Here is a 13249-nt window from a genome sequence, read left to right on the forward strand (position 1 = left end):
TGCGTGCGCCCTGTTTATTTCCAGATATTCCAGGACGTTTGCATCAGGCCACCCACCAAGAGCAGCCAGATCAAAGTCACAGGAATGAAAATCTTCCAGCCCAGTCGCATGATCTGGTCGTAACGGAAGCGCGGAAAAGTGGCACGAATCCATATGAACATGGACACGACCAGGAAGGTCTTTGCACCCAGCCAGATCCAGCCGGGAATAAACGAAAGGAAGTCCACAGGGGGCAACCACCCGCCCAGGAACATCAATACGGCCAAGATGGAAATCAACCACATGCTGGCGTATTCGGCCAGGAAAAAGATGGCAAAGCCCATGCCCGAATACTCGACCATGTGGCCGGCAACAATTTCAGCCTCCCCCTCCACCACGTCAAACGGATGCCGGTTGGTCTCTGCCACGCCTGAGATCAGGTAGACGATGAAGATGGGGAACAGAGGAAGCCAGTTCCATGACAGGAAATCCATGCCCATGTTGGCGCCCATGCCGCGCGCCTGCGACGAGACAATGTCGCCCAAGCTCAAGCTGCCCGCGGTCATGATGACCACAAGGAAGCAGAACCCGATGGCAATTTCGTAGCTCACCATCTGGGCAGATGCACGCATGGCACCCAGAAACGCATACTTCGAGTTCGATGCCCAGCCGGCAATGATCACGCCATAGACCTCGATCGACGTGATGGCCAAAATCAACAACAGGCCAGCATTGACGTTGGCGATGGCTGCTTCAGGGCCAAATGGCACAGCCACCCATGCAGCCAGCGCTGGCATGATGGCCATCATTGGGCCCAGGCGGAACAACCCGCCGGAAGCCGCACTGGGGCTGATAATCTCTTTTGTGAGCAATTTCACCGCATCGGCGATCGGCTGCAACAGGCCAAAGGGCCCCACGCGGTTGGGACCCATGCGCACCTGCATGAAACCCAGAAGCTTGCGCTCCCACAGGGTCAGGTAAGCCACTGCGCCCATCAAGGGAGCCAACACGACAACGATCTTGACCATGGCCCAGATGATGGGCCATGCAGCGGTGGTCCACCAGTCCGCAGCGATCAGGCCCTGGCCTGCATTGAACAGCGCGTCGATCATGCGGGCACTCCTGGCTGGGCAGCGGCGCGGGCGTCGCTGGTGAGTTGCAGCGACGTCGAACGACGCACCAGCGAATCAAGCTGGTAAATCGATGCGACACACGGTGGGGCACTGGCCGGACGCTGATCGGCAGCGGCGGCTCCCGCTCCGGTATCGGCGTTCGACAGGCGCGCGGCATCCACCAAGGAGCCAGCATTCACGCCAGGCAAAGCGGCAGACAACACCGCTTGCGACGAGTCGGCGTCAAAGCCTGTGATGCCCAACAGGCTGCCCAGAACACGAAGTACCTTCCAGCCCGGACGGGTTTCACCCAGAGGGCGTACAACGGCGTGGAAGCTTTGCAGGCGGCCTTCAGCGTTCACAAACGAACCCGAAGTTTCACTGAACGGCGCGATTGGCAACAGCACATCGCTGATGTCCAGATTGGATTTGAAAGGACTGAGCGTAACGACCATGCCAGCGGTATTCAAATTTCCAACCCCGGCCGCGCTGTCTTCCCCTGGCTCGGTATTGAGAAGGACCAGCGCTTTGAGCGATTGACCCAGCATCTCGCTGGCACTCAACCCGCCCGCCCCCGGGACAGCGCCGACCAGTTGCGCCCCCACGGTATTGGCGGCTTCTGTCAAGTAGCCGACGGAAGCCCCGGTTTGCTGGCCAATCCAGTTGGCCAAAGCCAATAGACTGGTTGCTTTTTCATGGTGTGCGGCGGCGTTGCCCAACAGAATGGCTTTGCGTTCGCCACCGATAAGGGATTTGGCGATGGCTTTGGCCTCGTTGCCAACGTCGGCGGCCACGGGCGCCTGGATGCCCTTTTCAGTTGCCACCGCCACCGCGATGCCAGCCAAAGCGCTCACCCAGACGCTGCTGTCAGCGACCAGCGTGTTTTTTCGCTGCATAGCCCAGTCTTGATCGCTGCCGATCAAGGCATTCACTTGGCCACCGTGACGCACAGCCTGGCGAATTCGCTGGGCGAACAGGGGATGGTCTTTGCGCAGGTTGGAGCCCACAACCAGAACACGCTGCAAAGTGCTCAACTCAGCGATGGGCAGGCCCAGCCAACGGGCAGCACCTGCAGGTGCTGCGTTTGTGAAATCGGCGTGACGCAAACGGCTGTCGATATTCTCGGAGCCCAAGCCGCGCACGAGTCTGCCGGCCAAGGTCAATTCTTCCAGCGTGCTGTGCGGACTGGCAAGCAAGCCAATCGCGGCAGCGCCATGGTCATTTTTCACCTGCTTCAACCCATTGGCCACATATTCCAGTGCGGTCTGCCAGTCCACGGTCTTCCACTCACCGCCCTGTTTGAGCATGGGCGTTGTCAGGCGATCAGCGCTATCGAGCGCCTCGTAAGAAAAGCGGTCGCGGTCGGCGATCCAGCACTCATTGACGGCTTCGTTTTCCAGAGGAACCACGCGCATCACTTTGTGGTTTTTCACCTGAACGATCAGGTTGGCACCAGTGGAGTCGTGTGGGCTGACCGACTTGCGACGCGAGAGCTCCCAGGTGCGGGCGCTGTAGCGGAAAGGCTTGCTCGTCAAGGCGCCAACAGGGCAGATGTCGATCATGTTGCCCGACAATTCGGAGTCCACCGTTTCACCGATGAAGGTTTCAATCTCCGCATGTTCACCGCGATGGGACATGCCAAGCTCCATGTCGCCGGCAACCTCTTGACCAAATCGCACACAGCGGGTGCAATGAATGCAGCGGCTCATCTCTTCCATTGAGATCAGCGGGCCGACGTCTTTGTGGAAAACGACGCGCTTTTCTTCTTCATAGCGCGATGCGCCACCGCCGTAACCCACGGCCAGATCCTGCAACTGGCATTCACCGCCCTGGTCACAGATCGGACAGTCCAGCGGGTGGTTGATCAGCAGAAACTCCATCACCGACTGTTGTGCCTTGATGGCTTTGTCGGATTTGGTGCGCACGATCATGCCCATGGTCACCGGCGTGGCACAGGCGGGCATGGGTTTGGGCGCCTTTTCCACATCCACCAGACACATGCGGCAGTTCGCCGCGATGGAGAGCTTCTTGTGATAGCAGAAATGCGGAATATAGGTTCCCGCCTTCTCGGCGGCATGCATGATCATGCTGCCCGGCGCAATTTCGACCTTCTGGCCGTCGAGTTCGATTTCAACCATATTCTGTTCCGTCATCAGGCTGAGGCCGAGGCGTCCGCTTTGATCATGGCCTCAAATTCGGGCCGGAAATGTTTGAGCATGGCCCGCACCGGCATGGCCGCTGCATCGCCCAGCGCGCAGATCGTGCGTCCCATGATGTTTTCCGCGACATTGTCGAGCAATGCCATGTCGGCAGGCTTACCGTTGCCACTGTGGATTTTGTCGACCAGGCGCCAGAGCCAGCCAGTGCCTTCGCGGCACGGCGTGCACTGACCGCAGGACTCGTGCATATAGAAATACGACAAGCGCTTGAGCGACTCGACCATACAGCGCGAATCGTCCAGTACGATCACCGCCCCCGAGCCAAGCATGGAGCCAGCCTTGGCAATGGAGTCGTAGTCCATGGTGCATTCCATGATGATCGAGGTTGGCAAAACCGGCGAAGACGACCCACCAGGAATCACCGCTTTAAGCGTGCGACCCGTCCGAACACCGCCAGCCAGTTCAAGCAGTTTGGCAAACGGTGTGCCCATCGGCACTTCATAGTTGCCAGGCAAATTCACGTCGCCACTGACCGAGAAAATCTTGGTGCCACCGTTGTTGGGCTTGCCGCATTCGAGATAGGCCTGACCGCCGTTGCGGATGATCCAGGGTACGGCAGCGAAAGTCTCGGTGTTGTTGATGGTGGTGGGTTTACCGTACAGGCCGAAACTGGCGGGGAACGGAGGCTTGAAACGCGGCTGGCCTTTTTTGCCTTCCAGCGATTCCAGCAACGCGGTTTCTTCGCCACAGATGTAGGCACCGAAGCCGTGATGGGCATGCAACTGGAAGGTGAAATCGCTGCCCAGGATGTTGTCGCCCAACAAGCCAGCGGCGCGGGCTTCTTCCAGCGCTTCTTCAAAGCGCTCGTACTCCCGAAAAATCTCACCATGGATGTAGTTGTAGCCCACGCTGATGCCCATGGCATATGCCGCGATCGCCATGCCTTCAATGACGGCATGGGGGTTGTACATCAGGATGTCACGGTCTTTGCAGGTGCCCGGCTCGCCCTCATCGGAATTGCACACGAGGTATTTTTGACCGGGAAACTGTCGCGGCATGAAGCTCCATTTCAAACCGCTGGGGAAACCCGCACCGCCGCGACCCCGCAACGACGACTCCTTCACGGTGGCAATCACCTGATCTTGGGTCATGCCGGCCACGCCCGTTTCCGGGTCGGGGCTGGAACCGTCTTTGCCCAGAATCTTGCGCAAGGCCTGGTAGCCACCACGGGCTTCGTAGTCTTTCAACGACCAGTTACCACCACTCAGACCGGCATAGATTTGCGGGTCGATATGGCGGTCATGGAAGCAGGTTTGCACGCCGGTGGCGCGAAACTGTGCGAGCACTTGATCTGCGTTCATGCTTTGCCTTCCGACGCTTTGAGTCCGTCGATCAACTGATCAAGTTTCTCGTTGCTCATGAAGCTGCACATGTGGCGGTCATTGACCAGCATCACAGGTGAATCAGCGCAAGCACCCAAGCATTCACTTTGCTGAAGCGTGAACAGCCCGTCGGCTGTGGTACCCCCCATGGGAACACCCAGCTTGCGCTCAAGGTGCTCCAGGGCATGACCACCATCGCGCAACAGACACGGCAAATTGGTGCAGACGTTGAGCTTGAACTTGCCTACCGGCTTCTGGTTGTACATGTTGTAGAAGGTGGTCACCTCATGCACAGCCATCACCGGCATGCCCAGGTAGTCGGCAATGGCCTTCTCACTGGCGTGACTCACAAAACCCTGCTCTTGCTGGACGATAGACAAGCAGGCCATCACGGCGGATTGCGCCTGGTCAGCTGGGTACTTGGCTACCTCGCGGGCAAATCGCGCGTACGTGGCTTCAGACAATACTGCGGCCAAAACGGGCCCGTTGGCGTTTGAGCTGACGGCGTTCATCGGTCAATCTCTCCAAAAACGATGTCCATGGTGCCGATGATGGCGACCGCATCGGCCAGCATGTGCCCCTTGGCCATCTCGTCCATGGTGGACAAATGTGCAAATCCGGGTGCGCGAATTTTCAAACGATAGGGCTTGTTGGCACCGTCGCTTACCAAATAGATGCCGAATTCACCTTTGGGGTGCTCCACGGCGGCATAGGCCTCACCTTCGGGCACGTGGAAGCCTTCGGTGAAGAGCTTGAAATGGTGGATCAACTCTTCCATGCTCGACTTCATGGATTCGCGAGAAGGCGGCGCCACCTTGTGGTTGTCGGTGATCACAGGACCCGGATTCACGCGCAGCCAGTCGACACATTGTTTGATGATGCGATTGGACTGCTTCATTTCCTCCATGCGCACCAGGTAGCGGTCGTAGGTGTCGCCGGTCTTGCCCACAGGTATGTCGAAATCGAGCCGGTCGTAGACCTCGTAAGGTTGCTTCTTGCGCAAATCCCAGGCGATGCCAGAGCCACGCAACATGGGCCCCGTCATACCCATGTTGAGGGCTCGTTCGGCCGTGACCACTCCGACACCAACTGTACGTTGCTTCCAGATGCGGTTCTCGGTCAGCAGCGTGTGGTATTCACCCAGATAGGTTGGGAAGCGCTGCGTGAAATCGTCGATGAAATCGAGCAATGACCCCTGGCGATTGGTGTTCATCACCTCCATCGCCTTGGCGTTGCGGATCTTGTTGGGCTGGTACTGCGGCATGCTGTCCGGCAGGTCGCGATACACGCCTCCGGGACGGAAGTAGGCCGCATGCATCCGTGCCCCCGACACCGCTTCGTACATGTCGAACAGGTCTTCGCGCTCTCGAAACGCGTAAATAAGAATGGTGGAACTGCCGCAATCATTGCCATGCGAACCCAGCCACATCAGGTGGTTCAACAGACGCGTGATTTCGCTGAACATCACACGGATGTACTGCGCACGGATGGGCACCTCGATGCCCAACAGTTTTTCGATGGCCAGGCAATAGGCGTGCTCGTTGCACATCATGGACACGTAGTCCAAACGGTCCATGTAAGGCAGCGACTGAATGAAAGTCTTGTGTTCGGCCAGCTTTTCGGTGGCACGGTGCAGCAAACCTATGTGGGGGTCGGCGCGCTGCACCACCTCGCCATCGAGCTCCAGCACCAAGCGCAAAACGCCGTGCGCCGCCGGGTGTTGCGGGCCCAGGTTCAGGGTGTAGTTTTTGATTTCTGCCATGTGATTGAGCCTCAGGCACGCGCCTTCAGTGCAGGCCCCCATAGTTGTCTTCACGAATGATGCGTGGCGTGACCTCGCGGGGCTCGATCGTCACCGGCTCATAAATGACGCGCTTGCGCTCGGCGTCGTATCTCATTTCCACATGACCAGACAGCGGAAAGTCTTTCCGGAAAGGGTGGCCAATGAATCCGTAGTCGGTAAGAATGCGCCGCAAATCGTTGTGACCCTCGAACACAATGCCGTACAGATCAAAAGCTTCGCGCTCATACCAGTTGGCGGAACTCCACAGCGATGAAATGGAGTCAAGCACAGGAAAGTCGTCTTCCGGACAAAACACACGCACCCGCAGGCGGTGGTTCAGACTCACGGAAAGCAGGTGCACCACTGCCGCAAATCGGGCACCCTCCCAGCGACCATCTCCGTATTCCAGGTAGTCAATACCGCACAAATCAATCATCTGCTCAAACTGAGCTTCGGGCGCATCGCGCAACGCTTGCATGACCGCAAGGTAGTCGGGAGCCGCGACCACCAGCGTGAGCTCATCTCGCACGATGTCCAGCGAACGCACTTTTTCACCCAGCAGCCCGCGAAGGGCCGCCTGAAGCGTCTGCAAATCTGGCGTGTATGAAGTGGCGTTATCGGTCATGGGCCGTCATCTTTCCTGGAACTGGCAATACCCGCCTTCAGGCTCGGGCGATGGTGTTGGTGCGGCGAATCTTTTGCTGCAGCTGAATGATCCCGTAGATCAGCGCTTCAGCAGTGGGCGGACAACCCGGCACGTAAACATCCACAGGAACAATGCGATCGCAACCCCGCACCACAGAGTAGCTGTAATGGTAGTAGCCGCCGCCATTGGCACATGAGCCCATGGAAAGCACCCAGCGAGGCTCGGCCATCTGGTCATAAACCTTGCGCAGGGCAGGCGCCATCTTGTTGCACAAGGTTCCAGCAACGATCATCAGATCGGACTGGCGCGGACTGGCGCGAAACACTTCAGCACCAAAGCGGCCGATGTCGTACCTTGCGGCTGCCGCATGCATCATTTCGACGGCACAACAAGCCAACCCAAAGGTCATCGGCCAGAGTGAACCGGTCTTGGCCCAATTGACCACCGAGTCGTAGCTCGTGGTCATGAAACCTTCTTTGAAAACGCCTTCAATCATGTGTGCTCCAACGCGCCAGGGGGCGCTTCATTCCCAATCAAGGGCGCCAATTTTCCACGCGTAGATGAAACCCACCAGCAGATCAACCAGAAAGACAACACCTGTAATGAACCCGGCAGAGCCGACGTCGGTCAACGCCACAGCCCAAGGGATCAGGAACGCAATTTCCAGGTCAAAAAGGATGAAGAGAATGGCCACCAGGTAGTAGCGCACGTCAAACTTCATCCGAGCGTCTTCGAAAGCCTCGAAGCCGCATTCATAGGGTGAGTTCTTTTCCGGATCCGGACGATTGGGGCCAAGCACATAGCCCAACACCTGAGGAATGACCCCGACAGCAAGACCAACCACAATAAACAGAAGTACGGGAAGGTATTGCTCGAGACTCATTTTTGGTGCTTCCGTTGGCATGGCCAAGGTGCCATGATTGCCAAAGTTTGGTGCCGACGGCGAGACTCGAACTCGCACAGCTTTCGCCACTACCCCCTCAAGATAGCGTGTCTACCAATTTCACCACGTCGGCTGGGTCTGATTTGTCGGGCTCACGAGGGATGGTGTGCGCCTTCTCGACAACCATTAGAGTCTACCCTGAATCCATGTCACTTTTAGGGACAACCCTGCTTTTTCGTACCGAAAAAGCGCTGAAATACGACCCTAATTCACTTCAACCAAGCGGTCAACTGAAGGCCATGCGGCCTTCGGCTGAAGGCGCAGATTACTTTGCAGGAATCTGGGCTTCTCCCGTTGCAGGCAACGGCGCAGGTACTTCAGCGGCAGATGGGGCTGCGGCGTCGGTACCCATGGGAATCTGCTGCGTCGAAGGCTGCTCAGACGCCGTCGGCACACTGGTGTTTTCCAGCACGCTGCCGGTTGAGGGCACGGTCCGGAGGTTGCCAAAATAGGCCAGTCCCAGGGTCGATGCCAGAAACACGGCGGCCAGGACCGCGGTGGTGCGAGACAGAAAATTGGCACTGCCCGAGGCACCAAAAAGACTGGCTGAACCACCACCGCCACCGCCAAAAGCTGCACCGGCATCAGCGCCCTTGCCGTGCTGCATCAGGATGAGCCCGACCATAAAGATCGCGGAAAGGATCTGGACCGCTTGAAGAATGTTCAACAAAACTTGCATATAAAACTCCGGGAAACGGGGGGTGCAGGACTCAGGGTTGAGCCGATGCGACGATCTGAAGAAAGTCGGCAGCCTTGAGCGACGCGCCGCCAATCAAGCCACCATCAATATCGGGTTGTGCCAGCAGACTGGCAGCATTGGCAGCATTCATGCTGCCGCCATACAGAATTTTGACCCGCTCAGGGTGCTGGGTGGCCGCCGCGATTTGCTTGCGCAACACGGCATGCACGGCCTGAGCCATCTCTGGGGTCGCGGTTTTGCCGGTACCGATCGCCCACACGGGCTCGTACGCCACCACGATTTCGCTGGTGCAATGGGTGACCGCATGGATCACGGCTGCGAGCTGGCGCTTGACCACGGCCTCGGTTTGACCGGACTCCCGCTCGGTCAGCGTTTCGCCCACGCACACGATGGGCGTGACACCAGCGGCCAGGGCGCGCTGCGCTTTGGCGGCCACGGTGGCGTCGGTTTCCGCGTGGTACTGGCGGCGCTCGGAGTGGCCCACGATGGCGTAACGGCAGGCAAAGTCTTTCAACATCATCGCGCTGATTTCGCCCGTGAAAGCACCCGACTCCTGGGCCGACACATCCTGCGAGCCCCAGGCGATGGGGCTGCCTGCCAGCAAGGCCTGCAACTGCGCCAAATAGGGCGAAGGTGCACACAAGACCATCTCGGCCATGGGCTCAACGCCTTGCAAACCGTCCAGCATGGCCTGCACCAGTGTCTGGTTGGCAGCCAGCGAACCATTCATCTTCCAGTTGCCTGCAATCAGTTTTTTCATGGATATCTCCTGGACGCTCAGGCCCAAGTGAGCACGATCTTGCCGATGTGCTGGTTGGACTCCATCAGCACATGGGCCTCTGCCGCGCGCGCTGCTTCGAATACGCTGTGAATGACCGGCTTCACCTTGCCTTCAGCCAGCAAGGGCCAGACGCGCTCACGCAAGCTGTGCGCGATCGCGGATTTGAAAGCCAGCGGCCGGGGACGCAAGGTCGAACCGGTGATCACGAGGCGGCGGCGCAACACCAGACCCGCATTGAACTCCGACTTGATGCCACCCTGAACCGCAATGATCACGATGCGGCCATCTTCGGCCATGCATTCGACTTCGCGGGCCACATAGCCGCCCGCCACCATGTCCAGCACGACATCGACGCCGCGCCCTTCGGTGAGCTTCATGGCCTCGGCCACGAAGTCCTGTGTCTTGTAATTGATCGCATGATCGGCACCGAGCTGCAAGCAGGCGGCGCACTTCTCATCGCTACCCGCGGTTGTTATGACCGTCGCGCCCAGGGCTTTCGCCAACTGGATCGCCGTCACACCGATGCCGCTCGTACCGCCCTGGATCAACAGCGTTTCACCGGCCTGCAAGCGGGCGCGGTCAAACACATTGCTCCAGACGGTGAAAAAGGTTTCGGGCAACGAGGCCGCAGCCACATCGTCCAAGCCATCGGGCACCGGCAGGCATTGGCCAACGGGCACAGTGCAATACTGAGCGTAACCGCCACCAGCGACCAGCGCACAAACGCGGTCGCCCAGTTGCAAGCCGGCCTGAGCCATGGCATCGGCGTCACCCGCCTCGATGACACCGGCCACCTCCAGACCCGGCAGGTCGGAGGCCCCCGGCGGCGGCGGGTAAGCGCCGCTGCGTTGCAGCACATCGGGCCGGTTGACGCCCGAGGCCGCCACGCGAATCAGCACCTCACCCGCAGCTGCGACGGGTTTCGGCCGCTCACACAGCTTCAACACATCCGGCGCGCCAAAGGCACTGATCTCAATCGCTTGCATGGTCGTTTGCATCTCGGGCAACCTGGGGTCAGTCTTGGGGCTGCTGAGGCGCTTGCTCGGCGCTGTTGCGGTCGATCAAAGCCTTCATGGACAGCTTGACGCGGCCTTTTTCATCCGTCTCCAAGACCTTGACCTTGATGATCTGGCCTTCGGTCAGGTAGTCGGTAACCTTCTCGACGCGCTCGTGGGCGATCTGGCTGATGTGCAGCAGACCGTCTTTGCCAGGCAAGAGGTTGACCAATGCGCCGAAGTCCAGGATCTTGGTGATCGGGCCTTCGTAGACCTTGCCGATTTCGACTTCGGCGGTGATCTGCTCGATGCGGCGCTTGGCTTCTTCGGCCTTGCTGGCTTCGGTCGCGGCGATGGTGATCGTGCCGTCTTCGTCGATGTTGATCTGGCAGCCAGTCTCTTCGGTCAGCGCACGGATCACGGAACCGCCCTTGCCGATCACATCACGGATCTTCTCGGGGTTGATCTTCATCGTGAACAGCTTGGGCGCGAAGTTCGACACTTCGGTCTTGGCTTCGCCCATGGCTTCCTGCATCTTGCCCAGAATGTGCATGCGGGCTTCTTTGGCCTGGGCCAGTGCAACCTGCATGATCTCTTTGGTGATGCCCTGGATCTTGATGTCCATCTGCAGTGCGGAGATACCGTTGGTGGTACCGGCGACTTTGAAGTCCATATCGCCGAGGTGATCTTCGTCACCCAGGATGTCGGTCAACACGGCAAATCGGTTGCCATCCTTGATCAGGCCCATGGCGATACCGGCCACGTGGGCTTTCATCGGCACACCGGCGTCCATCAAAGCCAGGCAGCCACCGCAAACGGAAGCCATCGAAGACGAACCGTTGGATTCGGTGATTTCCGACACCACGCGCATGGTGTAAGGGAAATCTTCCTTGCTGGGCAGTGCTGCGATCAGTGCACGCTTGGCCAGACGGCCGTGACCGATTTCGCGGCGCTTGGGCGTACCAAAGCGGCCAGCTTCGCCGGTGGCGAAGGGAGGCATGTTGTAGTGCAGCATGAAGCGGTCTTCGAACTCGCCGGCCAGCGCGTCGATGCGCTGTGCATCGCGGTCGGTACCGAGCGTGGCCACCACCAGCGCCTGGGTTTCACCGCGGGTGAACAGGCTGGAGCCGTGGGTGCGCGGCAAGACGCTGTTGCGAATTTCAATGGCGCGCACGGTGCGCGTGTCGCGGCCGTCGATGCGGGGCTCACCGGCCAGAATCTGCCCGCGAACAATCTTGGCTTCGATTTCAAACAACAGGGCTTCAACGGCCACGCTGTCGAACGCGTCGCCTTCGGCTTTCAAGGCGGCCATGACTTCGGCGTAAGCCGAACGGCAAGCTTGCGTGCGCGCTTGTTTGTTGCGGATCTGGTAAGCGGCTTCCAGCTTGGCTTTGGCCAGGCCGTCGAGCTTGGCGATCAGCGGCTCGTCCTTGGCAGGAGGCTGCCAGTCCCAGGCGGGTTTGCCCGCGTCGCGCACGAGTTCGTTGATCGCAGCGATGGCGATGTTGCCTTGCTCGTGACCGAACACCACGGCGCCGAGCATGATTTCTTCGCTCAACTGCTGGGCTTCGGATTCCACCATCAACACGGCGGCTTCGGTACCGGCCACCACCAGGTCGAGCTGGCTGTCTTTGAGCTGGGTCTGGCCAGGGTTCAACACGTATTCGCCATTCACATAGCCCACGCGCGCAGCGCCGATGGGGCCGTTGAACGGGATGCCGCTGATGGACAGGGCTGCGGAGGTGGCGATCAGGGCGGCAATGTCGGCCTGCACTTCAGGGTTCAAGCTCACCACGTGCACGATCACCTGAACTTCGTTGTAGAAGCCTTCAGGAAACAGCGGGCGGATCGGGCGGTCGATCAGGCGGCAGGTCAGCGTTTCGAGTTCGCTGGGGCGGCCTTCGCGCTTGAAGAAGCTGCCGGGGATTTTGCCGGCGGCGTAGGTCTTTTCCGTGTAGTCCACGGTCAGGGGGAAAAAGTCTTGACCGGCCTTGGCTTCGGTCTTGGCGACCACGGTGGCCAGCACCACGGTGTCATCGATGTTCACCAGCACAGCGCCGGAGGCTTGACGGGCGATTTCGCCGGTTTCCATCGTGACCGTGTGCGGGCCCCATTGGAAGGTTTTGGTGACTTTATTGAACATGCTCATGGTTTGCTCCTTGGCGCCACCCACACAAATGGGGTGACATGGCGTGCAGACGATCTGCACAAAACCCGGAGTTCACAACCCAGAACACGATGCCATTCCAACGGTGCTGGGCGTTTTGACCAACGCCCAACACCGTTGGAATGACACAGCTTCGCTCTGTTGTCGCTACTCCGGAATCAAAAAACCAGAATCTACAAACAAAAAACGCCCGAGCCAGCGAACCAACTCAGGCGAATTTCGTATCAGACCTTGGTCAAAATTACTTGCGCAGACCCAGTTTCTGGATCAAGGCGAGGTAACGCTGGGCATCTTTGGACTTCAGGTAGTCCAACAGCTTGCGGCGGCGGCTCACCATGCGCAACAGACCACGGCGACCATGGTGGTCTTTGGCGTGGGTCTTGAAGTGGGGGGTCAATTCGTTGATGCGTGCGGTCAGGATACCGACCTGCACTTCTGGGCTACCGGTGTCTTTGGGGGCACGGGCATTGTCCGCAACAACTGCGGCCTTGACGTCTTTGGCGATCATGAAAATTTCCTTTAATAACAAGCGTCTCGCCGCAGCTTGCCAGCGCTTCAGCGGTCACAAAAACCACCGATTCTGGCCGCCGCAACGGGCGTGG

The 13249-nt window shown here is 59.0% G+C and carries 13 protein-coding genes and 1 tRNA gene; all 14 read right to left on the minus strand.

Annotated elements, in window-relative coordinates; genetic code table 11:
- Window positions 1-14: 14 nt before the first annotated feature.
- Window positions 15-1091, minus strand: coding sequence for an NADH-quinone oxidoreductase subunit NuoH (gene nuoH / locus LPB072_RS17085; protein WP_066085986.1), 1077 nt, complete (start codon window positions 1089-1091; stop codon window positions 15-17).
- Window positions 1088-3229, minus strand: a complete 2142-nt coding sequence (nuoG, locus tag LPB072_RS17090; RefSeq protein ID WP_066086403.1) for an NADH-quinone oxidoreductase subunit NuoG — start codon at window positions 3227-3229, stop codon at window positions 1088-1090. The genes nuoH and nuoG overlap by 4 nt, the downstream gene beginning before the upstream one ends.
- A gap of 14 nt (window positions 3230-3243) precedes the next feature.
- Window positions 3244-4611: an NADH-quinone oxidoreductase subunit NuoF gene (gene nuoF, locus LPB072_RS17095; RefSeq protein ID WP_066085983.1), complete on the minus strand. Its 1368-nt coding sequence runs from the start codon at window positions 4609-4611 to the stop codon at window positions 3244-3246.
- The gene (gene nuoE / locus LPB072_RS17100) at window positions 4608-5144 is read right to left on the minus strand and encodes an NADH-quinone oxidoreductase subunit NuoE (protein ID WP_066085980.1); all 537 of its coding nucleotides are present in this window, start codon (window positions 5142-5144) and stop codon (window positions 4608-4610) included. Before nuoE ends, nuoF begins: the two co-directional genes overlap by 4 nt.
- Window positions 5141-6394, minus strand: a complete 1254-nt coding sequence (locus LPB072_RS17105; protein ID WP_066085977.1) for an NADH-quinone oxidoreductase subunit D — start codon at window positions 6392-6394, stop codon at window positions 5141-5143. Before LPB072_RS17105 ends, nuoE begins: the two co-directional genes overlap by 4 nt.
- A 25-nt stretch (window positions 6395-6419) precedes the next feature.
- Window positions 6420-7040, minus strand: a complete 621-nt coding sequence (locus tag LPB072_RS17110) for an NADH-quinone oxidoreductase subunit C (RefSeq protein ID WP_066085974.1) — start codon at window positions 7038-7040, stop codon at window positions 6420-6422.
- Between the two features lie 37 nt (window positions 7041-7077).
- Window positions 7078-7557 (minus strand): NuoB/complex I 20 kDa subunit family protein, encoded by a 480-nt coding sequence (locus LPB072_RS17115; protein WP_066085971.1) that lies wholly within the window; start codon window positions 7555-7557, stop codon window positions 7078-7080.
- A 27-nt stretch (window positions 7558-7584) separates the two neighbouring features.
- Window positions 7585-7944: an NADH-quinone oxidoreductase subunit A gene (locus LPB072_RS17120; protein WP_066086401.1), complete on the minus strand. Its 360-nt coding sequence runs from the start codon at window positions 7942-7944 to the stop codon at window positions 7585-7587.
- Between the two features lie 48 nt (window positions 7945-7992).
- Window positions 7993-8077, minus strand: a tRNA-Leu gene (locus tag LPB072_RS17125).
- A gap of 192 nt (window positions 8078-8269) precedes the next feature.
- Window positions 8270-8683, minus strand: coding sequence for a preprotein translocase subunit SecG (gene secG / locus LPB072_RS17130; protein WP_066085969.1), 414 nt, complete (start codon window positions 8681-8683; stop codon window positions 8270-8272).
- 31 nt (window positions 8684-8714) lie between these two features.
- Window positions 8715-9464: a triose-phosphate isomerase gene (gene tpiA, locus LPB072_RS17135; RefSeq protein WP_066085967.1), complete on the minus strand. Its 750-nt coding sequence runs from the start codon at window positions 9462-9464 to the stop codon at window positions 8715-8717.
- A gap of 17 nt (window positions 9465-9481) precedes the next feature.
- On the minus strand, window positions 9482-10471 hold the full coding sequence (locus tag LPB072_RS17140; RefSeq protein ID WP_066086396.1) for an NAD(P)H-quinone oxidoreductase: 990 nt from the start codon (window positions 10469-10471) through the stop codon (window positions 9482-9484).
- A 28-nt stretch (window positions 10472-10499) separates the two neighbouring features.
- Window positions 10500-12629 carry a polyribonucleotide nucleotidyltransferase gene (pnp, locus tag LPB072_RS17145; protein WP_066086399.1) on the minus strand — a complete coding sequence of 710 codons (2130 nt, stop codon included), beginning with the start codon at window positions 12627-12629 and terminating at the stop codon, window positions 10500-10502.
- Between the two features lie 259 nt (window positions 12630-12888).
- Complete coding sequence (gene rpsO, locus LPB072_RS17150) at window positions 12889-13155, minus strand: 30S ribosomal protein S15 (RefSeq protein ID WP_066085964.1); 267 nt, start codon at window positions 13153-13155, stop codon at window positions 12889-12891.
- Window positions 13156-13249 lie beyond the last annotated feature (94 nt).

The organism is Hydrogenophaga crassostreae, from assembly GCF_001761385.1.
In the GTDB taxonomy this organism is placed as follows: domain Bacteria; phylum Pseudomonadota; class Gammaproteobacteria; order Burkholderiales; family Burkholderiaceae_C; genus Hydrogenophaga; species Hydrogenophaga crassostreae.